Annotated in this window: 18 protein-coding genes; 8 read left to right on the forward strand and 10 right to left on the reverse strand. The window is 45.3% G+C overall.

Going from position 1 to position 22,703, the window contains the following annotated elements; translation table 11 throughout:
* Positions 1-110 precede the first annotated feature (110 nt).
* Entirely contained in the window at positions 111-1,562 is a 1,452-nt protein-coding gene (locus FFR00_RS02100; protein WP_174235916.1) for a P-loop NTPase fold protein, read from the forward strand.
* A gap of 49 nt (positions 1,563-1,611) precedes the next feature.
* Here the strand turns inward: FFR00_RS02100 and FFR00_RS02105 are convergent, their stop codons facing one another.
* From FFR00_RS02105 to FFR00_RS02120, 4 genes are read right to left on the reverse strand one after another with little or no spacing between them, the layout of a single operon-like run.
* Positions 1,612-4,443, reverse strand: a complete 2,832-nt coding sequence (locus FFR00_RS02105) for an FAD-binding and (Fe-S)-binding domain-containing protein (RefSeq protein ID WP_137671701.1) — start codon at positions 4,441-4,443, stop codon at positions 1,612-1,614.
* 57 nt (positions 4,444-4,500) lie between these two features.
* Positions 4,501-5,169 (reverse strand): lactate utilization protein C, encoded by a 669-nt coding sequence (locus FFR00_RS02110; RefSeq protein ID WP_201798669.1) that lies wholly within the window; start codon positions 5,167-5,169, stop codon positions 4,501-4,503.
* Positions 5,166-6,608 carry a LutB/LldF family L-lactate oxidation iron-sulfur protein gene (locus tag FFR00_RS02115; RefSeq protein WP_137671702.1) on the reverse strand — a complete coding sequence of 481 codons (1,443 nt, stop codon included), beginning with the start codon at positions 6,606-6,608 and terminating at the stop codon, positions 5,166-5,168. Before FFR00_RS02115 ends, FFR00_RS02110 begins: the two co-directional genes overlap by 4 nt.
* Positions 6,605-7,372 carry a (Fe-S)-binding protein gene (locus FFR00_RS02120; protein ID WP_235836136.1) on the reverse strand — a complete coding sequence of 256 codons (768 nt, stop codon included), beginning with the start codon at positions 7,370-7,372 and terminating at the stop codon, positions 6,605-6,607. The genes FFR00_RS02115 and FFR00_RS02120 overlap by 4 nt, the downstream gene beginning before the upstream one ends.
* Positions 7,373-7,605: 233 nt before the next feature.
* Here FFR00_RS02120 and FFR00_RS02125 point away from each other — a divergent pair, with 233 nt between their 5' ends.
* The 3 genes from FFR00_RS02125 to FFR00_RS02135 all read left to right on the forward strand — a co-directional run bounded on the left by FFR00_RS02125 (position 7,606) and on the right by FFR00_RS02135 (position 10,311).
* On the forward strand, positions 7,606-8,508 hold the full coding sequence (locus FFR00_RS02125) for a LysR family transcriptional regulator (RefSeq protein WP_137671704.1): 903 nt from the start codon (positions 7,606-7,608) through the stop codon (positions 8,506-8,508).
* A 94-nt stretch (positions 8,509-8,602) separates the two neighbouring features.
* A complete protein-coding gene (locus FFR00_RS02130; RefSeq protein ID WP_137671705.1) occupies positions 8,603-9,295 on the forward strand; it encodes a hypothetical protein in 693 nt (230 codons plus the stop codon).
* A gap of 203 nt (positions 9,296-9,498) precedes the next feature.
* The gene (locus FFR00_RS02135; RefSeq protein ID WP_137671706.1) at positions 9,499-10,311 is read left to right on the forward strand and encodes a M14 family metallocarboxypeptidase; all 813 of its coding nucleotides are present in this window, start codon (positions 9,499-9,501) and stop codon (positions 10,309-10,311) included.
* A gap of 39 nt (positions 10,312-10,350) precedes the next feature.
* Here the strand turns inward: FFR00_RS02135 and FFR00_RS02140 are convergent, their stop codons facing one another.
* Positions 10,351-13,059, reverse strand: coding sequence for a bifunctional acetate--CoA ligase family protein/GNAT family N-acetyltransferase (locus FFR00_RS02140; RefSeq protein WP_137671707.1), 2,709 nt, complete (start codon positions 13,057-13,059; stop codon positions 10,351-10,353).
* Between the two features lie 318 nt (positions 13,060-13,377).
* On the opposite strand from FFR00_RS02140, the gene FFR00_RS02145 reads away from it, so the two are divergent.
* The gene (locus tag FFR00_RS02145) at positions 13,378-13,782 is read left to right on the forward strand and encodes a CBS domain-containing protein (RefSeq protein ID WP_137671708.1); all 405 of its coding nucleotides are present in this window, start codon (positions 13,378-13,380) and stop codon (positions 13,780-13,782) included.
* A gap of 59 nt (positions 13,783-13,841) precedes the next feature.
* Here the strand turns inward: FFR00_RS02145 and FFR00_RS02150 are convergent, their stop codons facing one another.
* From FFR00_RS02150 to pomA, 4 genes are all read right to left on the reverse strand, one after another.
* Entirely contained in the window at positions 13,842-14,345 is a 504-nt protein-coding gene (locus FFR00_RS02150) for a glycine cleavage system protein R (RefSeq protein WP_137671709.1), read from the reverse strand.
* Positions 14,346-14,557: 212 nt separating this feature from the next.
* The gene (gene thiI / locus FFR00_RS02155; RefSeq protein WP_137671710.1) at positions 14,558-16,018 is read right to left on the reverse strand and encodes a tRNA uracil 4-sulfurtransferase ThiI; all 1,461 of its coding nucleotides are present in this window, start codon (positions 16,016-16,018) and stop codon (positions 14,558-14,560) included.
* 176 nt (positions 16,019-16,194) lie between these two features.
* On the reverse strand, positions 16,195-17,112 hold the full coding sequence (locus tag FFR00_RS02160; RefSeq protein WP_137671711.1) for a flagellar motor protein MotB: 918 nt from the start codon (positions 17,110-17,112) through the stop codon (positions 16,195-16,197).
* 11 nt (positions 17,113-17,123) lie between these two features.
* Positions 17,124-17,888 carry a flagellar motor protein PomA gene (gene pomA, locus FFR00_RS02165; protein ID WP_137671712.1) on the reverse strand — a complete coding sequence of 255 codons (765 nt, stop codon included), beginning with the start codon at positions 17,886-17,888 and terminating at the stop codon, positions 17,124-17,126.
* 206 nt (positions 17,889-18,094) lie between these two features.
* Here pomA and FFR00_RS02170 point away from each other — a divergent pair, with 206 nt between their 5' ends.
* The 3 genes from FFR00_RS02170 to dxs are packed head-to-tail and all read left to right on the forward strand — an operon-like array spanning position 18,095 to position 21,154.
* Positions 18,095-18,358, forward strand: a complete 264-nt coding sequence (locus FFR00_RS02170) for an exodeoxyribonuclease VII small subunit (RefSeq protein ID WP_137671713.1) — start codon at positions 18,095-18,097, stop codon at positions 18,356-18,358.
* A complete protein-coding gene (ispA, locus tag FFR00_RS02175; RefSeq protein ID WP_137671714.1) occupies positions 18,355-19,242 on the forward strand; it encodes a (2E,6E)-farnesyl diphosphate synthase in 888 nt (295 codons plus the stop codon). Before FFR00_RS02170 ends, ispA begins: the two co-directional genes overlap by 4 nt.
* 34 nt (positions 19,243-19,276) lie before the next feature.
* A complete protein-coding gene (gene dxs / locus FFR00_RS02180; RefSeq protein ID WP_137671715.1) occupies positions 19,277-21,154 on the forward strand; it encodes a 1-deoxy-D-xylulose-5-phosphate synthase in 1,878 nt (625 codons plus the stop codon).
* Here dxs and FFR00_RS02185 read toward each other — a convergent pair.
* A complete protein-coding gene (locus tag FFR00_RS02185) occupies positions 21,151-22,686 on the reverse strand; it encodes an ABC transporter substrate-binding protein (RefSeq protein ID WP_137671716.1) in 1,536 nt (511 codons plus the stop codon). The genes dxs and FFR00_RS02185 overlap by 4 nt on opposite strands.
* Between the last annotated feature and the right edge of the window lie 17 nt (positions 22,687-22,703).

Here is a 22,703-nt window from a genome sequence, read left to right on the forward strand (position 1 = left end):
AACCTCCCATTCGTATCAATAAATTTGACAATAAAGTAGCTAATACCTTTTATCTTAAGTTTTAGAATTGTAGCATCGAAGGATATTGCCTCCTTAACCGAGCAACCTAAATGTCAGAGCTGTCAATAACAAATGCCAAATTTTCTAAATGGCAAAGCACTCATAATTTCAGCAATTGCAAACTGAAAAGACATGAATATGGGGAGTTTTTAGCTAATTACATCACTGGTGAGAAACATGGTTTTGTATTAAATCTAAATGGTGCATGGGGGACCGGTAAAACTGAGTTTCTGAAACGATTTTACACGTTATTGCTACAAAGGAAGCATCCCGTTATCTACATAGATGCATGGGAAAGTGATTTTTCAAAAGACCCTTTAACAGTTGTTGCCAGCGAGTTACTGACACAATTGGAAAGCTTCAATAGCGGTATAGGCTCAGAAGAAAAAACTAAGCAAGTAAAACAATTTCTTAGTAAAGCTTTAAAAGGCTCACTTATAGGGCTTGCCGGTATAGCCAGCGCAAAGCTCTTAAACGATTCAAATATTGGAATGGAAACCGTCAAACAATTATTTGAAGACGATTCCGATAATTTCAGATCTCAGCTAACTAAAGATTATGCTGAGCAAATAGAAGCTATTAAAGAAATTCGTACAGGATTAGGACAACTGGCTGAAATTCTTCAGCAAAACTACTCTGCCACTCTTCCTGTTGTAGTGTTAGTAGATGAGCTAGATCGCTGTAGGCCTACTTATGCGATCGAAATGTTAGAAGTAATCAAACACTTCTTCTCTACAAAGAATTTTGTATTTGTGGTTGCCACCGATACCAAGCAATTGTGTCACTCAATCAAGGCCGTTTACGGTAATGAATTCGAATCACAGCAATATTTAAAACGCTTTTTTGATAGAAAAGCGAGCTTGCCTGAACCAGATTTAGAACATTATTTGAGTAGTACAGATTTTAAGTATCCCAATATAGATTTATTCCCATATTTTTCTTCTCAGCCAGAGTCACCTACACAAAATGCTGTCACAGTTTTAGCTAGAGCTTATGATTTACAAATTCGAGATATTGACCAGCTAATCAATAAAATAGATGCATGTTTAAGAACTGTAGACGTGACAAAACGACAGTCGAATAAAACTCAACACATTAATATAGTAGCCTTAGTTATAGGCTTAATTGAACAGGATAAAGGGATAGATGCATATAGCACTAGGACTAATTATTATAATTCCAAATTTGTTCCGGAAAATCATAGTTTTAATGTAGTCCCAGAGCTTTCTATCTCGGAGTATATAACAAGAGCGATGAGCTGCGTTATATTGTCAAAAGAAACAAAAGAAAGCGGTTACGGGCAAACTTATGAGTATGAATATCTACCCGATGGTGGAGTTTTAGGGCTCAACCACTCACCGCGCCAGCATCAAGCAAAACACAATTGGCTTATGTCATTATCAAAAAATACCTCGTTATATAATAACAAATCATCCCAGAGCAAGTACTGGCTCTGGGATGACCTAAAAGCACTTATCGAATTAGCAGGCAACATCGAATAGTAATCATATGGCGAACAACTAGAGACTATTCGCCACCTAAAAACATTTATCACAAACTCACTTCATCTACCAAATACAAAATAGACTGATACGCAACGCCGCTGTGGTGCGATAAACCAATTTCGCAAGTTCGGCTATTGCTGTAACCACGAGTACAGCCTTCTGGTACTTGGGCTTTTAATGGCGCTAGCGCAGCTTGATTTAACTCAGGAGTGGTAAAGCCTTTGTCGCCCGCCCAGCCGCAGCAATAGATATGCTCGGGCAATATAGCTTGCTGGGCGCAGCGATTGGCGATGTCTAGCAAGGGATCGTGCATATCCATACGGCGCGAGCTGCAGGTTAAATGCAGCATTATGGGTTGTTCTAGCTTGGCGATGTTTAGTTTATCTAGGGCATGCTGATGAATAAAACCAATCGGTTCGTAAATATCGAGAGGCTGAGTAAATTGCTCTTGGCTGCGCTTAGCACAAGGGCTGGTATCCATGAGTACAGGCCAACGACCATGCTCGCTAAGCTGCCAAATAATGTCCTCAAGCTGTTGGGATTTATCTGTAGCAATATCGAGCATGCCTTTGCTGTGATAAGGCATGCCACAACACAAATCATCTCCCTTGTCGGGAATAATTACCTCAAAACCGGCTTTTTCTAATACGTTACAAGTTACCTCTACCAATGGCCGAGGATCTATGGCATCAGCTTGTGGCGCCATAGTACGCGCCGCACAAGAGGGAATGTATACCACTTTATCTTTGTGAAAACGCGGCTGTGGCGGCTGGTATTTAGCGCGGGTGGGATAAGCGGGGTTCCAGGTTGGCACCTTACCCGCTGAGACTTTTGTAATGCCTTTACTAATAGAGCTTATCGCGCTGGAACCAAGCACTTTTTGGCCTAACTCAGCGGTTCCTAAACCTAAACGCGTGATGCTAGCCACGCTTGAGAAATGATCGGCTGTCCAACGCGCGATATTTTTATACTTGGCGTAATGTTGCTCGCGTAATTGGCGAACTAGATCTCCGGTATTGATCCCCACAGGGCAACGGTCGGCGCATAAGCCTACCGCGGCACAGGTATCTACGCCTTGGTACTTAAAGTCTTTTTCTAGTTGGGTTAAACGCTTAGCATTACTGCCGCTGCGGCGCAATTCACTAAGCTCTCGATATAATACAATGCGCTGCCGTGGACTAAGGCTCAAACTGCGCGATGGACACACGGGTTCGCAAAAACCACACTCAATACACTTATCCACCAGCTCGTTGGCGGCTGGCATTGGTTTTAAATTTTCTAGATGCGCTTGGCTATTTTGATTAAGAATCACCCCGGGATTAAGCAGACCTTGGGGGTCAAATAGCTGCTTAATTTGTTGCATAAGCGCTACTCCCTCACTGCCCCACTCTAGCTCGATAAACGGCGCCATATTGCGGCCTGTACCGTGCTCGGCTTTTAACGAACCTTGGTATTTAACCGCTACAAGTTGGCTAACGGCGTCCATAAAGCGGCCATAACGCGCGACTTCTGCTGGGTCTTCAAAACCTTGAGTGAATACAAAATGCAGGTTGCCTGCTAAGGCATGGCCAAAAATAATCGCTTCGTGATAACCATGCTCAGTAAACAAGGCTTGTAGTTCATGTACACCATTGGCTAGGCGCTCTACCGGAAAGGCAACATCTTCGATAATCACCGTTGTGCCGGTTTCCCGCACTGCCCCCACTGCGGGGAACATGCCTTTACGAATGGCCCATAGGGCGGCGGTTTCTGACGATTTAGTGGTAAACGCAACCTCACCGATGCGGGGGAAACTGACCACGCTATCCATCACTTGTTGACAGAGTGTGGTCAGTTCATCGGCTTGGCTACTGCGCGTTTCCACTAGTAAAGCGCAGGCCTGCATGTCTAAGCTGGCAATAAAATTTGGCATGCCCGGTTGGTCTGCCACAGAGGCCAGCGCGCGGCCATCCATTAGTTCTACCGCGGCTACGGGCTGGTCGGCTAATACTTGTACCGCTTTACATGCTGTGTCGCTATCGGCAAATACCAACAAGCTTGATGCTTTGTGTGGATGTTCTACCACGGTGTTATAAGTCAGCTCGGCAATAAAGGCTAAAGTGCCCTCAGAGCCAATCATTAGGTGCTGCAAAATATCGAAGGGGTCACTAAAATCCACCAGCGCATTAAGGCTGTAACCAGTGGTATTTTTCAGTCGATATTTATGGCGAATTTTGTCGGCTAAGTCTTTATTCTGCAGAGTGCTTTGAGCGAGTTCAGACAGCCCTTCTAATAAACCTTGATGGCTGCGTTTAAAGGCTGCTACGCTGTGCGGATCACCGGTATTTAATACCGTGCCGTCGGAAAATACCACCGTAATAGACGCCATGGTGTGATAAGAATTCTGCGCCGTGCCGCAGCACATTCCCGAAGCATTATTGGCCGCAATACCGCCAATTTTACACGCGTTAATTGAGGCTGGATCTGGGCCTATTTTTCGCTGAAAAGGCGCTAAGTAGCGGTTGGCATCTGCGCCAATAACACCGGGCTGTAAGCTAATTTTATCGCCGTCTTCCAGAATTTGATGCTGGCGCCAGTCATCACTTAATAATATCAATACCGAATCTGAAATGGCTTGCCCCGATAAACTGGTTCCGGCTGCGCGAAAAGTATAAGGCAGCGCTAATTGGGCACAGCTAGCCATGACCAACTGCAACTGCGCTAAGTTATTTACCTTTACCACTAACTTGGGAATCAAACGGTAAAAGCTGGCATCGGTGCCGTAAGCCAGCGTTTGAGCGTGGCTGGTCATCAGCTGTTCGGGCAACAGCTCTGCGGCAAGCTGGTCAAACAGTTGTTGGTAAGATCCCTCTAACGCCGGGCTGTTGGCTTGATTCATGGTGTAATCCTATTCCATTTATTATCAATAATTGGCAATTAAATACTTTTTGGCGGCTTATTCGCCCTCAATCACTATCACAATTAATTCGCTGGGGCCGTGCGCGCCGTACGCTAAGGTTTGCTGAATATCAGCCGTTTTAGATGGCCCAGATATAAGCACCACATTACTGGGCAGCCCTTGGTGCCATTGCTGCTGAGCCATTAACAAAGCAAAGTTATCTACGATTTGACTGGCGTTGATAACAGCCACATGGCACGGCGCTAATAGCGACAAACTGCGCGGCTCTTCGGCACTAGGTTTAAGCACCAAGGTTCCCGTGTCGGCAATTCCTGCGTCACACCCAGTTAAGCTTACCGACGTATTGTTGAATAAATCTGACTTGTACTGCTCGAAATTTTGCTCAAAAACACTGAGTTTTAGTCGCGATGTTAAAGCCTGAGTAAACAGCTGATGCCAATCTCCCCCAGTGCCTAACATGGCGCTTTGCCATTGGTGCAACTCCGCTAACTCAATCAAGCTTCCGGTTAATTGTTCTACATTGGGTATGCTTATCACTTCAGCATGGGCGTTGGTTAGTTGCTGCTTAAATCGTGTTAAGCAAACCTCATGGCTAGGGCTTTGCCACGCTTGATGGCTACCAGCAGACGGTTTAGGGCTAAGCGCAGATACCGCACTTAAACGCTGCATAATATTGGCTTTTGCCAATGCACTTGCGTTGCTCATAAGCTCGCTCCTTTATTTGCCCGTTGTTTCATTTGCTGATGAAAACTCTGTGATGCCAATTCTGGTTTAGAACGGCAACGGGTCCACGCGCCCATAGGTAAAGGAATATATCTCGCTAAGGTTAAAACCATGCGAGTGGCGAGGTGATAAATCTTTGGATGAGTGCTTAACCACGCCCAAAAACGCCAAGCATTGTGTTCGCTAAAACTGGCAGCACTGGCTTGGCCTTTTAGTGACGAAATGCCGCTCTCCGCAGGCATTTTTGCATCGTGACGCAAGCGCTGCAGCAAGCTGGGAATAGGAATATTCACCGGACAAACCTCTTCACAAGCACCGCATAAACTAGAGGCGGTGACTAAATCACTGGTTTGCTCTAAACCTTGTAAATGTGGGGAAATAATTTTACCAATGGGGCCAGGATAGGTGGTGCCATATGCGTGCCCACCCACGCGGGTATAGACCGGACAATGATTCATACATGCGCCGCAGCGAATACACTGCAAGGTTTTACGCAAAACGTCATCGGCATAAGCTTGCGAACGGCCATTGTCTAATAACACCAAGTGAACTTGCTGCGGGCCATCGCGCTCTGGCGAGCGGCGCGGCCCCGAAATCATATTGAAATAAGTGGTAATGTGCTGGCCAGTGGCCGAGCGAGTTAAAATACTAAACAGTGGCGGCACATCGCTTAAATGCTCCACCACTTTTTCTATACCGGTCACCGCAATATGCAGGGGTGGCACGGTGGTGGTCATGCGGCCATTGCCTTCATTCTCCACCAAACAAAGGGTGCCTGTTTCGGCAACCGCAAAGTTCACCCCAGAAATGCCCACATCGGCTTGCTTAAACTTGTTACGTAAGGCTTCTCGACCGGTTTGGATCAACTTGTCTACCGACAAGGTATAATTAAAATCCTTGATATGCTCTAAGAACAAATCCGCCACTTGCTGCTTATTTTTATGGATAGCAGGCATAATAATGTGCGAAGGCGTTTCTTCTGCTAGCTGCACAATATACTCACCCATATCACTTTCTACGCACTCTATACCTAGGCTTTCCAGATGGTGATTTAGCTCGATTTCCTCGGTAACCATCGACTTACCTTTTACTACTTTTTTGCCCCCTGCTTGCTGGATTAAATCAGCAATCAGCTGTTGGGCTTGGCGGGTATCTTCGGCCCAATGCACTTGAATACCGTTTGCTTGGCAATTTTGCTCTAACTGCTCTAGCAACTGCGGTAACTTACTTAAGCAGCGCTGGCGAATGTTCTCGGCGTGTAAGCGTAATTGCGCTAATTCGTCTTCATCACTAAAGGCGTCTTTGCGCTTTTTTTGTAAGTAATCCATGGCGCCGCGAAAGTTCTGGCGTAGTTGTTGGTCGGCGAGCGATTCGCTGGCTTGGCGTTTAAATTGGCTTGCTTGGTAATGTTGTACACTCATGCTTTAGCCTCACTAGCGGGTTTAGTGCGCTTTAATAAAAAGCTGGCTAAGTGTTGGCCTTTAAACATGCTGGCCTCGCCACGATAGGCTAAGTGGCCATTAATGTTAGCTAAACAACCCCAGTCGGCACTCACTAAGTAGTCGGCTCCCGATAGCTTTAAATGAGAGGCTTTGTCTTCCACCATCGCTTGGCTAATCTCGGCATGCCGCAATGCAAAGCTGCCACCAAAGCCACAGCATTCGGTATCGTAAGCGGCTTGTTTGAGTTCAACATTATCTAACTGAGCCAATAAGGCCTCAGAGCTTGTATGTATGCCCATTTCTCGTCGGCCACTGCAGGATGTATGCAATACCACTGAGCTTGCTTCGCCCGTGTCCGTTAGGTTTGCTCGGCATACTCGTGCCAAAAACTCACTAAATTCAAACACTCTTTGGCTAAATGCTTGTGCTTTTTCGGCATGTTCACTGGCTGCAAATAAGTCGGCATAGTGTTTAAACATCATGCCTGCGCAGGAGCCAGACATTACCACTACCGGGTAGTTGTTGGGGAATAATGCCATTTGACTTAAGGCGACCGTTTTGGCTTGGTCTTGATAACCGGACGTGTAAGCAGGTTGGCCACAGCAACTTTGTTTTTCCACCCAAATCACTTCTATGCCTTCGCGTTCCAGTAGTTCAATTGCGGCTAATCCGCCGTTGGGGTCAAGCACGTCTAACAAACAAGTGGCATAAAAATACACTTTGCTTGGCTTGCTCGGATACATCCTTAATCCTACTTGGTTCATTCCCTACCTCATGCAAACTAGTCATGCTGATTTAGTGTTTATTGGCTTATTTTAGTTGAAGCTCCGCTGGCTAAAATAAGACCTTAGTGCCAAAGGCCAAATGTGAGAGTTCACACAAAGCCGAGGCTAAAACACACTTTTTATTAACATTTACTTTACACCTTCGACATTTATCCATATATAGAAACAAAGAAATTAATTATTTCCAAAAAATGCCAAATGTAGATGACTTAATTTTGTTTGCCGATGTAGTTGAGCAAGGATCCTTTAGCCGCGTTGCGGAACAACGAGAGCTTACTAACTCAGTGATTAGCAAACGAGTGGCTCGTTTAGAGCAAGAGTTATCGGTACAACTGCTATATCGCACTACCCGTAAACTCTCGCTCACCGAAGCAGGCCAAGCGCTATTTCTACAAGCCAAAGATATTGCGCTAAGTGCACAAGAAGCCTTTGCCGAAGTAGGCGAATACGGAGAAAGCCTGAGTGGGAAAATTAAAATCAGTGTGCCCACCATTTCTGGCGAATTACTGCTGGCAGAGGCCTTGGCGTCATTTTGTGAGCAATACCCAGACATAAGCGTGGATATGTCGATGGATAACCGCTTTGTAGACTTATTAGAAGGCGGTTTTGATTTGGCGATTAGAACCGGCAGCTTGCCTGATTCCTCGCTAATTGCTCGCCACATTATTGACTCACATTGGGTGGTGGTTGCCAGCCCCCGCTACTTGGCGAAGCGAGGTATTCCGTGGACACCCGACGAGCTCACCAAACATCGCTGCTTAAGCTACAGCTACCAAGAAGGTGGCGCTGAGGAGTGGATGTTTCACAGCAAGCAGCAAACTCAAGCCGTTCGAGTAAACAGTGGCTTTAGTACCAACAATGCCAGAGCCTTAAGAACCGCAGCAATAGCAGGACACGGGGTAATTTATGTACCTCGCTGCTTGGTACATGAAGACTTAGCCGCAGGGCGCTTACAGGAGATATTGGTAGGCCAAGCCGCCAAAGTACTCGGTATTTACGCGGTCTATCCTTTCACTCGCCAACAACCGAAAAAAATCAAATTACTTATTGAGCATATTCGCCAGCGCTATTTAGCCATCGCCGAATATTTTTAGCGCGCTTCACAACTTACTAAAAATGAGTAGTATTCGTTAGTTAAGATAAAAAATCCCCCTATACTGAGGGTATTCAACTGGTAAGAGCAATCTCTTGAAAAACCTTGTGGCTTGTTTAAGTTTAAGTCTACTCAGTACTTCAGTTATCGCTGCGGCGCTAATGAAGGTAGCTGTGCTCGACTTTGATTTAGATGAAGGTGAAGATGAACCGGGTTTAGATTACTTAGTAGAGGCTGCTAGACAAATTGATATTGAGCTCGAACTAATCCCCCTGCCTGAAGCGCGAGCCAGTCGCTTGTTAGAGTTAAACCTATTAGATGGTGAAGCTTTTCCTTACGATATTCCCAGCAGAAAAACTGACAACATGCTGAAAATAGATGTGCCTATTGAATCTTCAAAGTTGTGGATTTGGGTGCCTCACGATCAGAACTGCGTCTCCCACCCTGACCAGCTGAGTAACTTTAAGCCGGTTGGTTTAAGTGGTATCCCCTACTTCAACATTTTTTATCAACTCTCTGACGTTGGCTTTGAGAAAGTATCCTCGCCAAAACTAATGGTAGAAATGCTGCGGCGAGGTCGCGCCGACTACTTTGCAGCCAGCAAGCGCTCGGTCGAATTTATCTACAGCGCTCAAGAGAAACAGCAAATCAAATCCTGCTTTAACCAACACTTTATCGAAATCACAAGCTACTTTTACCTGAATAAAAAACACCAAGCCATTGCCGAGCTATTGGAGCAAGAACTATTAGAAGTGGTGAATTCACACCCCGATGATGATGACGATTAATATTTAGCATTCTCATTATTCAGCTAAACCTGCTACCTAAAACCATCTTTATAAAACGCATTTAAGCCCATGTTCCTAAAACACTTTAGCTTATGGCCAGCCAATAACAATACCGAGGCTAAAATAGTGAATGACACTAGAGCTCAAGCAAAAGTGCTGGTAGTGTTAGCCTATTCATCACATAACATGCAGGAGCTTAGCTTGTGAGCCGTTCTTCATTTCAACAGTTTCATTGGCAATCGAGCCAGTTCAAAAGTGCCAGCAATGATATTGATAGCTTTTATTCTTTACTCGCCGAGCAAATGCAGCGTTTAGGAATGCAGCAGCAAACACTTGGTGAAATTGACGCTTACCCACTCGATCTTTACCAATCTCCTAACCCGCACTCTTCACGCCCAAACTTACTGATTAGTGCTGGTTTTCACGGTGAAGAAGCAGCTGGGCCTTGGGGCATGTTAAAGTTTCTCTCACAGCTAGATAGTGAGGTTTTCAACAAGATTAATCTTAGTTTGCTGCCACTGGTAAACCCTACTGGGTTTAAAGCCGGCCATCGTTTCAACCAATATGGTGAAAACCCTAACCGAGGTTTTGAGTTTGCTGCCGGACGTGCGCTTGAAAGTGCCGATAGCTCTGCAGAAGGCAAACTGCTAATTGCTCAACAAGACTTGCTAAAAGCACTTAGTACAGATGGCATACTCACTTGCCACGAAGACGTGCTGCAGCATAACTGTTATGTCTATTCTTTTGAGCCTGAACAAGCCGCCGGTGCATTTAGCCTTGGTTTACGCGACAGCTTAGCGGGCTTTTTTGAAGTGGCTGCGGACAACAGTATCGATGGTTGCCCCTTAGATAAGGGCTTAATCCACAACCACTACGATACCTCGTTTGAATCTTGCTTGGTAAGATTAGGGGCTAAAAGGGGCGCTTGTAGCGAAACCCCTGCACTGGAAGACTTTGACCAACGGATAGATGCAAACTGCGCTGTAATGCAGCAGTTTGTTGCTTTTAGTCTCTAGGCCCTTAAGTTTTACATTTTTAAGCCTAAGGATTCACTCTTAGGCTGGTGTTACTCTTTCAGCAGTTTGTAAATCTAACTGCATTTCTATCACCCCATCTTCCAGTTCAAACTTCACTCTAAACCCTAAATGTTTGGCTAAGCCTGCCATGCCTCGGTTTTGAATCATTGTCATCCCACTCAAGGTTTGGGTGCCCATTGCCTGATAATAAGCAATAAGCTTTTGCAGTAGCTGCTTGCCTAAACCCTGACCTTGTAAGTCACTTCTTACCACCATGGCAAACTCTGCATCAAGGTTATCTGGATCAATGCTCGCCCTTACTACGCCAAGGATGGCTCGGTCGTCTTCAGCGCTCTCGTCTACCGCAATAAAAGCCATCTCGCGGGCGTAATCAATTTGCGTAAGCAGCGCCATCTCTTCATGCGTCATTTGCCCTCTCGCGCCAAAGTAGCGCTTGTAACGGTCTTCTTCGGTAAGTGAAGAATCAAAGGCTAAATGCTTGGGTTCGTCTTCTGGCAAAATAGGACGCAGCAATACTTTGCTACCATTTTTAATCTGGCAATATTCTTCTAATTCTTTGGGATAGGGACGAATCGCCAAGCGTTGTCCTAAGCCTTGCTCAGCCGCTTGCAAACGCATATTTACATCTAGCAAGGTAATGTTATCGCCTGCTGCGAGTACCGGGTTTAGGTCTAAACGGGCAATCTCTGGGCAATCAATCACCAAATCAGATAAGCGGGTGAGCATGGTACATAAGGCTTCCATTTTTAGCCCATTAGGCAAACGCCGGTCTCTAATTTTTTGCGCCTTAAGGGCAGAAATTACCAAGTAACGGGACAAACTCATATTCAGTGGCGGCAAAGCTACTGCGGCATCTTGGGTTTCATCCCACTCCGAGCCCCCCTCGCCTAAAAATATCGCAGGGCCAAACACCGGGTCGTTAATCACTGCCACTCGCAACTCTTGTGCTCCCGCGGTTAAGGCCATGCGCTGTAAAACCATCCCTTCAACTCTGGCTTGAGGGTAGGCCTGCTGAACCCTATCCAGCATTGATTCTGCGGCAATCTTAAGCTCTTGTTGGTTGTTAATGTTTAGACTGACACCGTGTACATCGGATTTATGCAAAATATCTGGGGATTGAATTTTCAGCGCCACCGGGTAACCAATATCTTCGGCACACGCGATAGCTTCTGCCACATCATGCACCAACCATGTATCGATAGTTTGCAAACCAAAAGCTTGCAGCAAAGGTTTAGCTTCATGGGTTTCTAATACAAATTTTTGCTGTTCTAGAGCACTTTGCAAAATCTGCTTCGCGCTTTGGTCAACGGCGGTTTCCACAGCAGTACTTGGGGTTTCTGAGAGCAGTTTCTGATTACGCCTAAATTCTACCATGTGCATAAACGCACCCACCGCACCCTCTGGGGTGCGGTAAGTGGGAATGCCCGCTTTGGTAAATGCCATACGCCCTGGGTACGCCGTGGCTTCTCCCATCCAATTGGTGAGAATATTTAACCGCCGTGCTTTGCTATCTTGCTTAATCACCTTGATTAACGCCTCAGCGGTAGACTCGGCTCCCGCCAATGCCGACGGCGCGTGCATTAGTAACAAGGCATCAGCTTCACCGCTACTTGCGACAATGTCTAAGGCTTGGGCATAACGTGAAGGATCGGCATCACCAACAATATCTAAGGGGTTTTGCCCCGACCATGCGCTAGGTAAAACTTCAGACAACTTCGCTAAGGTCTCTTCGGAAAACTCAGCTAGCTTACCGCCGCGCTCCATCAAGGCATCAACCGCCAATACTGCTGGACCACCGCCATTACTCAAAATGGCTAGTCGTTCACCTTGCAAAGGATTGGCATAGGTCAGCGTTTCTACTGCAGCGAATAACTCATGTAAATCTTTAACCCTCAGCATACCAGCACGCTTAAAAGCCGCATCGTAAACCGCATCGTTGCCCACTAGGCCACCAGTATGTAAAGAAGCCGCCTTGGCCCCCACACTACTGCGCCCAGATTTAATCACCAAAATTGCTTTATTACGCGAGGCTGCCCGCGCCGCAGACATGAAACGTTGAGTATCTTTTACCGAATCGATATACAGCATAATTACTTGGGTTTTGGCATCTCGAGACAAATAGTCGAGTAGCTCACCAAAGTCGATGTCTAACGCATCTCCTAGGGAAATAAACGAGGAAAAACCTATGCCTTTATCATTAGCCCAATCAAGTACTGTGGTACACACCGCAGCAGATTGAGACACAAAAGCAATTTTTCCAACTTGGCTATTGGCATGAGCAAAAGACGCGTTAAGCCCAAGCTGGGGCAGCATAATGCCTAAACTGTTCGGCCCCAAAATACGCATACCGTAGCGTTGAGCCAATGCGAGTATTTGCTCGGTAACCGTTTGCTGTGGTTCATCAACACTTATGTCTAAACCACCGGCAGTAATAATGGCCGCCTTACAGCCAAACTGACCCAGCTTTTCTATTACCTCTGGCAGGCGAGTGGCGTTCACACACACCACCGCTAAATCGGGCCGCTGCGGTAACTTCTCAATGCTCGGGTAAGCAAGCACGCCCAGCACGGCTTTATACTTAGGGGTTACCGGCATTACTGGGCCATTAAACCCAGCACTCATCAAGTTCTTCATCACCACGTTGCCGGGGCGTAAAGCACGGTTTGATGCACCAATCACCGCAATAGATTTTGGAGAAAACAAGTCATGCAATTTGCGTTGGCTCATTCCAGCTGTCTCGCTTTTGCTTTTAGCTAATTAGGCTTAAGTGTAACGCTTATCTTAAAAGACTAAGGTATTCATTGTTCACAGTATTTACACTCTACTACCAAGGTCGCAGTCTACCGAGTGTTATCTGGGTAAGTACTTTGAACGAAAATGCCTTTAAGCTAAATAATCAGGCTATTACGTAACATAGCATCTACAATTATTTTAAAGTCACCCTGGTTTTTTTAACTCGCACTAGTTTTTTATACAAACAACTGGACAAAAAGCGTTTTTTTTATTCATATCTTAAAGAAACCCTGCAATTTTAAGGAAGAAAGCATGGCGTTAACCTCTATTCGCGCGATCGATTACATGACTAAAAATCCGGTAACGGTACAACCTACTACCTCGTTGTTTGAGGCTATCGACATCATGCTTGCGGCAAAAGTATCGGGTGCCACAGTAATAAACCAGCAACGTGAAGTGGTTGGAGTCATTTCTGAAATAGACTGTTTACAGGCGATTTTAAAAGGTACTTACCACGGAGAGATTGGTGGAAGTGTTGCCGATTTTATGACTGAAGAGGTGGATGTTATTGGCACTGACATGGACATACTGGCAGTAGCAGAAAAACTGATTAAGGAAAAACGCCGCAGAATGCCCGTAGTACAAAATGGTAAGTTTATTGGCCAATACAGTATTCGCAGTATTCTTAACGCGGTGAAAGAGTTTAATCTCAAGTAGCAGATAACAAAAAGGGCCGCCTATTGCCGCCCTTTACAACTTACCCGCTTAACGCACATTTAGTGAGCTTGGTTCACCACCATTTGCGCTTGCAAACTTTCAATCTCAGCAATAATGCTCGCTGTGTTTTCACTGTCTGGCACCATAAGATCAAGCTCGGCAGTAAATACATTACCTCCTGCCTCCGGCACACTAACACGATGACACTCGAGCTTATTAACGTTCACCCCATGCCCCACCAACAAACGTGTAATATCGTTAATCAGTCCTGGTCTATCTTCAGCATCAATTACTAAGTGCAAAGATTCTGATTGCGATAGATGCGCAGGTTTACAATCGTGAATATCAAGCTGAACACCGTCTACATTAAGAAGCGCATCTTGTAAGGTTTGGCTATTTTTTTGTGGAACTTGAACTTTGAAGATACAGGCAAATTGCCCATCGAGGTTAACTACGCGACTGCTTAGCCACTTTCCCTGCTGAGAATGCGTTATATCGGCTAAGCGATTTAGCGTACCGGGTTTATCTTCGCCCACTGCGGTAACTAAAAATAGAGCGCTCATACTTCTACCCCTTTTTGTGCTAAAACCTACTTTAAGTTTATACCACCTGAGAGTGAACGGTGTGATAAAACTCCTAGTTTGAGGCAATTATCAGTAAAAGCTGTTTAAAATGCTAACTGTTAGCAAAAATTCATATTTTTTAATGACTTTTAACTATTTAGCAGACAAAAAAGCCGACGAAAGTCGGCTTAATTCAAGCAGGACTAAATGAACTATTTGTTGCTATAAACACCAACATTTTTAAAGCCAGCGTCTTGTAAGTACAAGGCTTGTAGTTTGCTCATTACACCGCGATCACAGTACAACATGTAGTGCTTACTTTGATCCAAATCGCCAAACTGGGTGGCTAATTTAAAGAAGGGAATATGTTTCACTTCAACGCCATCTATTGCAAAGGGTTTTAGCTCTAGTTCTTCCATAGAGCGAATATCCAATATTACTGCTTCTTTATCTTGCGCAACCTCTTCGCTATCAACTTCGGTGACTTGCTCGTCGGTTTCTTTAGCAATGTCGCGAATATCGGTAATGCGGCTATCTTCAACCACTTTTTCAAGTATAGAGAAATCAAATTTCTCTTCTTCAATAAGCAATTTAGATTCAACCGCCTTCACCGTCGGTTTGTTTGAAATAACACCGCAGTACTCCGGCATAGTTTCCGCGAAATCATTGGTGCCAATGCGCTTAGCAACATCAATAATGTCTTGCTTGTCGGTAGCGATAAGCGGGCGCAATATCAAGGTTTCAGATACCCGGTCAATCATGCTTAAGTTTACTAAGGTTTGACTAGACACCTGGCCAACTGCTTCGCCGGTCACCAAGGCTGGAATATCCAGTTTTTTAGCCACTTCAGAAGCAGCCCGTACCATCATTCGTTTAAGCACAACACCCATTTGGCCGTTGTCTACTTTCTCAAGAATTTCGTTTACCACGGGGTCAAAATCTACGGCGACAAATTTCACCCGATGAGAAGAGCCAAAACGTTTCCAAAGATGATGAGCAACTTGTTTAACACCTAGTTCGTGAGCACGCCCACCAAGGTTAAAGAAACAATAATGCACCTTGGCGCCACGCTTAATGAGCTGGTAACTTGATACACCAGAGTCAAAGCCGCCAGAGATGAGTGACAGAACACTTTCTTGTGTGGCTATCGGGAAACCGCCTAGGCCTTCATGTTTGGCCTTAACCAGATAAACATCTTCGTCAGATATCTCTAGTTTTACCGTTTCATCTGGATTCTTTAAGCGCACCCCATTGCTTTCGCAATGCTGGTTAAGACCGCCACCAACATAACGCTCTACTTCAATTGATGAAAAGTCATGCTTACCGCTACGTTTTACTCGAACACAAAAGGTTTTACCTTTTAAGCGGTCTTTCCACACCTCATAAGTCAGTTCATAAATACTGTGTAAATCAGTAAAAGTATGCTGAGATACTTCTAGAAAATGCACAATGCCCGGTGTAGACGACAAGGCTTCGATAACTGCCGCTCGGTTTTCTTCGCTTTCGTTACGCGAAGTAACCACCATTCGATCCCAGTCTAGGCGTACGCGAATCGTTTCATCGATAGGACTAATTACATTACGAATATTGCTTTGCAGGATTTTGCTGAAGCGCTTGCGAACCGGCTTACTCTTCATAGCAATTTCTGGAAATAGTTTAACGATGAACTTCATAACTCTGGGGCCTTGATAAATTTGGGCGCGAATTATACCGCGAGTTATGGCAGTGAGCCAATCTTGTTTATTTTAGGCTAAGAACAAGTGCAATACTTTGGTGAATAAAACGCAAAGCGAAGCAAAAAGAGAGGACAAAAAAAGAAACTCGCCGGTATTAGCGGCGAGGTAAATAACTATTGTGTGTCGGAGACCGCGATCTCACCAGATTGAGAGGCTTTACCTTGCATAATGCCTATTTCTACACGGCGGTTGCGGCGACGATTTTCCAAAGTATTGTTTTTAAGCAGCGGTTGAGTATCTGCCACGCCACTTACTATCAAGCGTTCTTCGGCAAACCCTTGTACCTTAATCAGCTCATGTGCCACCGACACCGCGCGTTGGCTAGAAAGATCCCAGTTTGAACGATACAGCTCCGATTCTGCTTGTTGATTATCGGTATGCCCAGACACCGTAACAATGCCCGGAATATCTTTAATCACTTCGCCCACGCGGCGAATTACCGGCCTAAACTTAGGCTGTAAAAATGCCGAACCAGAAGGAAATGCGCCTTTCTCGCGCACTCGAATAATAATTTGCTGACCTAATGACTCCACTTCAATCGCGCCATCTTCAATTTGGTCTCGCAATTGTTGAGCAATCCGCTTAGCGGTTTCATTTTGCTGGGCTTGAGTCTCTGACTGGCTTTGTGAAGATTGAGCTTGAGTAGCAGAGGCTCGGCCGCCGGTCTGTTGGCCTGCAGCTTTTTGCTGCCCGCCCGCATCGGCTTCTTCACCATCATGAAACTCAAGCTTGGCCTGAGTCATGTCAATGGTCTGCTGCATGATGGTTTCAATTGGTGTAGGTTCTGGGCGACCAGGGCGAAACTCCTGGGCAATCACCGAGGTTCCTTTGGGAATGTCTTTTACTTCCAACAGGTTCTGCACACCAAAGGCATACTTCATCGACCCAGCGATTTGTTTAAACTTTAATACGTCCATCTCCGAGAATGCCAATAGCAATACAAAGAAACACATCAACAAAGACATAAGATCGGCAAAGGTGCCCATCCATGCGGGCAAACCTTCGGGGGGACATTTGCAAGGTTCTTCCATTACTGCGTCACCTATTCGTCGGTTGTACCAAGAGAGCGCTTACCTTCCGGCAGATAGTTTTTCAACACGCCTTCGATCACACGTGGATTTTGCCCATCTTGGATCCCTAATACCGCATCTAAAATAAGACTACGGTTTAGCTTTTCTTCACCGGCACGCAGCAATAACTTCTCACTAATGGGAATCGCCACCATATTGGCTAAAATGGCACCGTACAAGGTCGTTAACAAGGCTACCGCCATGGCAGGGCCAATAGACTTAGGGTCATCCATGTTAGACAACATCGCTACCAAACCAATTAGCGTACCAATCATACCCATTGCCGGCGCCACATCGCCGAGTGCTTTAAATATGCCAGCGCCAAACTCGTGGCGTTCAGAGGTGAGAGAAATATCTTTCTCCATGGTGGCACGCACTACGTCAGCATCGTGACCATCAACTAGCATATCAATGCCTTTTTGCATAAAGGGATTGGTGATCTCAGCTTCTTCCAAAGCTAAAAAGCCCCCTTTACGGGCAGCGTCAGCCATTTCAACTGAGCGCTCAATTAAGTCATCGGGTTTGTCGGCCTTAAACATAAAAGCTTTGGCCGCAATTTTAATTGCACCCAAAAACTGGCCGAGGTTGTATTTCATCAATACAACGAATAACGAACCACAAAAAACAATCAGTACCGAAGGGATATCGATGAAAATCTCAATCCCGCCCCCCATCACCATCGCCATTACAACAAACGCGAAGGCGCCGATAATCCCAATCAGCGTTGCTAAATCCACTGCTTTTTCCTTTTAACCTGTAGCCTAGAGATTCTAATTAAACTAATACTAGTCTACTCCCAAAACAGAATCGAAGGTAATTTTGTGTTCGCATATCAATATCTTGACACACCAAGCTCTTCTATATTTATCGACCAAAATAAAAATACTTGAGTCGCATGTTTGACCTGCCTATACGCCTAGGGTAACTTTGCGCCAGCATAAGTATGAGAGAGGCCTTGGCTGTGGTTGCAAAAAAACCAGAAAAGATGAAGTTTGAAGAGACTTTAAATGAACTTGAGGACATTGTTCAACAATTAGAACAAGGTGAGTTAAGCCTCGAAGATTCACTCAAACAATTTGAGCGCGGTATCGGCCTTGCTAACGCTGGACAAGCAAAACTGCAGCAAGCTCAGCAACAGGTTGAGATACTTCGTCAAGGTCCAAACGGCGATACTTTAGAACCGCTGTCTCAGGAGTCTTCTGAGTGAATACTACTTTAGCCAGCACCATCGCTGACTATCAATCACAAATTAATGCGCACTTAGACCAAATACTAGAGCAGCAAACAGTAAACGACCCGCGTTTATTGGCCGCTATGCGCCATGGTTTATTGCTAGGCGGAAAAAGAGTTCGCCCGCTGCTTGTTTATATCGTAGGTCAATTAAACGGAGCTTCCACAGAGCTACTTAATACTGCAGCAGCAGCCGTTGAATGCGTTCACGCTTATTCGCTTATTCATGATGATTTACCTGCCATGGACGACGATGATCTTCGCCGCGGCCAAGCAACTTGCCATATCGCCTTTGACGAAGCCACTGCAATTTTAGCCGGTGATGCCCTGCAAAGTTTGGCGTTTAGTTTAATTGCTGATGCTCCAGCCAGTGATGCGCAAAAAGTCGCTATGCTAAAAGTGTTAAGCCAGGCAGCCGGATATAATGGCATGTGTGGCGGACAAGCCTTAGATATTGCAGCAACCAATCAAACAATAAGCTTGCAGCAGTTAGAAACCGTTCACCAACATAAAACCGGCGCTATTATTAAAGCAGCGGTGATGCTAGGCGCAATTTGCGCCAATATTACCCAGCCAAATGAACAACAAGCTTTAGCTCGTTATGCCGATGCGTTAGGCTTAGCTTTTCAAGTTAGAGATGACATTTTAGATATAATTAGTGATACCGATACTTTAGGTAAACCTCAAGGCTCTGATGAGGCGCTAAACAAAAGCACATACCCAAGTTTGCTAGGCTTGGACGGCGCCATAGAAAAGGCTGAATTGCTAGGTAAAGAAGCGCTGTTAGCTTTAGAGAGTTTGCCTTACAATGGTGAGTTGCTAGCCTCATTGGCTGATTATGTCGTGCATCGAAACAACTAGTCGTCAACAATAAAAATAATGATAAGCATTTTATATGACACTGAATATTAAAGATTACCCAACTCTTGCTCTTGCAGACCTGCCTCCGCAGCTGCGCCAACTAGAGCAACAGCAGCTTCCCGAACTATGTGACGAACTTCGCCAGTATCTACTTAACAGTGTTAGCCAGTCGAGTGGCCATTTAGCCTCAGGCTTAGGCGCAGTTGAACTCACAGTTGCCTTGCATTACGTATACAACACACCCTTTGATAAATTGGTTTGGGATGTTGGTCATCAGGCTTACCCGCACAAAATTCTTACTGGTCGCCGTGAAAAAATGTCAACCATTCGTCAGTTTAAAGGTTTACACCCTTTCCCATGGCGTGGTGAAAGTGAGTACGACGTATTAAGCGTAGGCCACTCTAGCACCTCAATTGGTGCAGCCTTAGGCATGGCGATAGCCGCTGAAAAAGAACAACAGGGCCGTAAAGTGGTGGCCGTGATTGGCGATGGCGCCATGACCGCCGGTATGGCTTTTGAAGCGTTAAACCACGCGGGCGCAATCCACAACGACATGTTAGTGATATTAAATGACAACGAGATGTCGATTTCGGAAAACGTTGGCGCGCTCAATAACTCGCTAGCAAACATTCTTTCAGGCTCGTTGTACTCTTCGCTCCGTGAAGGCGGGAAGAAAGTACTCAGCGGTATGCCGCCGATTAAAGAGCTAGCTCGCCGCGCTGAAGAACACCTTAAAGGCATGGTAGTACCTGGCACTTTATTTGAAGAATTTGGCTTTAACTACATTGGCCCTATTGATGGCCATGATGTAAAAGGCTTAGTGCGAACATTAAGCAATATGCGAGACTTAAAAGGTCCGCAAATTTTGCATGTAATGACCAAAAAAGGGAAAGGCTATTTACCCGCCGAACAAGATCCCATTGGTTACCACGGCGTGCCTAAATTTGACCCTAGCCAAAGTAACCTGCCTAAAAGCAAAGGTGCCGCGCCTACGTTCTCTAAAGTATTTGGCGATTGGTTATGTGACATGGCCGCCAAAGATAAAAAGCTAATGGGGATTACCCCAGCGATGCGCGAAGGTTCGGGCATGGTGCGCTTTTCTAAAGAGTTCCCTGAACAATACTTCGACGTAGCCATCGCTGAGCAGCACGCAGTGACCTTTGCCGCTGGATTAGCCATTGCAGGTTATCAACCAGTTGTGGCTATTTACAGTACCTTTTTACAGCGTGCCTACGACCAGTTGATTCATGACGTAGCCATTCAAAACTTGCCGGTGTTATTTGCTATCGACCGCGCCGGCATTGTTGGTGCAGACGGCCCAACTCACCAAGGTGCTTTTGATTTAAGCTACTTAAGAGCAGTACCTAACTTAGTAATTATGGCACCCGCCAACGAAGATGAATGTAGGCAAATGCTCTACACAGGCCATTTACATCAGGGGCCTGCTGCGGTTCGCTACCCTCGTGGCGGCGCAGACAATACGCCAATCAACGATGCAATGAGCGCCATAGAGATTGGTAAAGCCAGGGTATTACGCGAAGGTAAAAAGATTGCCATTCTCAACTTTGGTAGCCTGTTATGTAAAGCCGCTCCTGTAGCCGAGCACTTAGACGCAACACTGGTAGACATGCGCTTTGTTAAGCCGCTAGACAAAGACTGTATTCGCCAGTTAGTCGAAAGCCATGAGCTAATTGTAACGGTTGAAGAAAATGCCATTTTGGGCGGGGCGGGTTCGGCAGTTAATGAGTTTTTATTTGCTGAACAACTTAACCAAGTAAAAGTACTCAATATTGGCTTACCCGACAATTTTGTTGAGCAAGGTAGCCAAGATGAAATATACCTAATGCTAGGTTTAGACAGCGTAGGCATTCAACAAAAAATCGAAGACTTTAACAATAAGCCTTCTCGTTAATCTAACACCTGTAAACGTTCAAACAATGGGAATGGACTAGCCCGATTCATATTTTCAATATTAATCCGCTGGTTCAATGCCCATATCTTTCGTTGCCAATATAAAGGCACAAACACCGCTTCTTGGTATAACTGCTGCTCGAGATATTGAATAATTTTGTCGCGTTTTTCTTCATTAAGCTCTTGCTCGCCAGCCAATATAAGCTGGGTCACCTTTTCATTCCGGTAAGACAAGCAACCAGCCGTTTGCAAGCTTGTGCCGGTATCCTCAATGAACATAGAACGAGCAATACTTAATACATCACCAGCATCACTTTGGCGGCGCGTTAACATCACATCACTTGCGCAGTTTTCAATATTGGCTTGATACTCTTGTTCATCTAACCATTCTGGCACGAGGGTGATGTTGACCCGATCCAACATCGACACCAATTGCGGTACCACTTTAGACTGCTCGCCAAATAGCTGTTTGGGGACTGCAATAGTAAGCGTAAAGCCATCTTCAAAACCCGCTTGCTGCAGCAATTGATGCGCCAGTAATAGGTTATAGCGTGGCAACAATTCTTTATTGTAACCAGGAAGGCCAGGGATGCTTAACTGGGTAGAAGCTAAAGCGTAAGGCCCCAACACTTCAGCTAATCTAACATTATCAATCGCCAAGTTTAACGCTTGGCGTACCCGCCGATTATCCAGCGCGGGATGGCGTTGATTTAATTCAATGGCCAACCACTTTAGCCCCTCGGTCTGAATAACCGATAGTTGCGGGTCTTTATTTAACAGCTCTACATAGTTATCGGGTACATGGTCTACCACATCCACATCGCGAGAAAATAAGCTCGCCATGCGCATTTCCGACTGCACAATTGGCACCACTTTAATTTGCGTAATATTACTGCGCTTGTTACGCCAATATTCAGGGTTGACGGAAAACTCGGTCACAATGCCCGGTATGTAACGGGCCAATTTAAAAGGTCCGGTTCCCGATACCGAGGAGACTATCTCGACGTTTTCTAATTCCTGGTTTGCTAGATAAAACTGTTTGTCTGCCGGGAATATATAACTTAAACGCTGAATCAACTCTGAGAATGGTCGGTAGGTGAGCACTTCAAACTGCGAACTATTTAAAGCTTTTAAGCTTTTAATTGGTGCAAACAAACTTTGTAAGTGAGGCTGTTGCTGAATGTAGTTAAAGGTCCACTCTACGTCTTCAGCTGTAAGCGGATTTCCCGAATGAAAAACAACATCATTACGTAACTCAAACTGAATTTGAGTAGGCGATATTATTTTCCACTTGGTCACCAAGCGTGGGGCGACTCTTCCTTGTTGATCAAGTAAAAACAAAGGGTCGAACAACAAGTGGTTGATAAAATTACTGTTAGCATCCACTTCCTCAACAATTACGTTAGGCTCAGCATGAAAAGCCGTTCCCCAAACCAAGGTTTTGGCTGGTGAAACATTTACCCAGCCTACAATTAACACCAATAACAGCGCTATTTTGTGTATTTTAGCTTTGGTTTTATCTAACAATGCCAACGTGAAGAGTCCTTGGT

Origin of the sequence: Agarivorans sp. Toyoura001, assembly GCF_005405585.1 — a bacterium.
In the GTDB taxonomy this organism is placed as follows: Bacteria; Pseudomonadota; Gammaproteobacteria; order Enterobacterales; family Celerinatantimonadaceae; genus Agarivorans.

Bases quoted from the DNA above. Each gene is read 5' to 3' on its own strand.
- FFR00_RS02100 (WP_174235916.1), top strand. From the start codon at position 111: ATGTCAGAGCTGTCAATAACAAATGCCAAATTTTCTAAATGGCAAAGC.
- FFR00_RS02105 (WP_137671701.1), bottom strand. From the start codon at position 4,443: ATGAATCAAGCCAACAGCCCGGCGTTAGAGGGATCTTACCAACAACTG.
- FFR00_RS02110 (WP_201798669.1), bottom strand. From the start codon at position 5,169: ATGAGCAACGCAAGTGCATTGGCAAAAGCCAATATTATGCAGCGTTTA.
- FFR00_RS02115 (WP_137671702.1), bottom strand. From the start codon at position 6,608: ATGAGTGTACAACATTACCAAGCAAGCCAATTTAAACGCCAAGCCAGC.
- FFR00_RS02120 (WP_235836136.1), bottom strand. From the start codon at position 7,372: ATGTATCCGAGCAAGCCAAGCAAAGTGTATTTTTATGCCACTTGTTTG.
- FFR00_RS02125 (WP_137671704.1), top strand. From the start codon at position 7,606: ATGCCAAATGTAGATGACTTAATTTTGTTTGCCGATGTAGTTGAGCAA.
- FFR00_RS02140 (WP_137671707.1), bottom strand. From the start codon at position 13,059: ATGAGCCAACGCAAATTGCATGACTTGTTTTCTCCAAAATCTATTGCG.
- FFR00_RS02145 (WP_137671708.1), top strand. From the start codon at position 13,378: ATGGCGTTAACCTCTATTCGCGCGATCGATTACATGACTAAAAATCCG.
- FFR00_RS02150 (WP_137671709.1), bottom strand. From the start codon at position 14,345: ATGAGCGCTCTATTTTTAGTTACCGCAGTGGGCGAAGATAAACCCGGT.
- thiI (WP_137671710.1), bottom strand. From the start codon at position 16,018: ATGAAGTTCATCGTTAAACTATTTCCAGAAATTGCTATGAAGAGTAAG.
- FFR00_RS02160 (WP_137671711.1), bottom strand. From the start codon at position 17,112: ATGGAAGAACCTTGCAAATGTCCCCCCGAAGGTTTGCCCGCATGGATG.
- FFR00_RS02170 (WP_137671713.1), top strand. From the start codon at position 18,095: ATGAGAGAGGCCTTGGCTGTGGTTGCAAAAAAACCAGAAAAGATGAAG.
- dxs (WP_137671715.1), top strand. From the start codon at position 19,277: ATGACACTGAATATTAAAGATTACCCAACTCTTGCTCTTGCAGACCTG.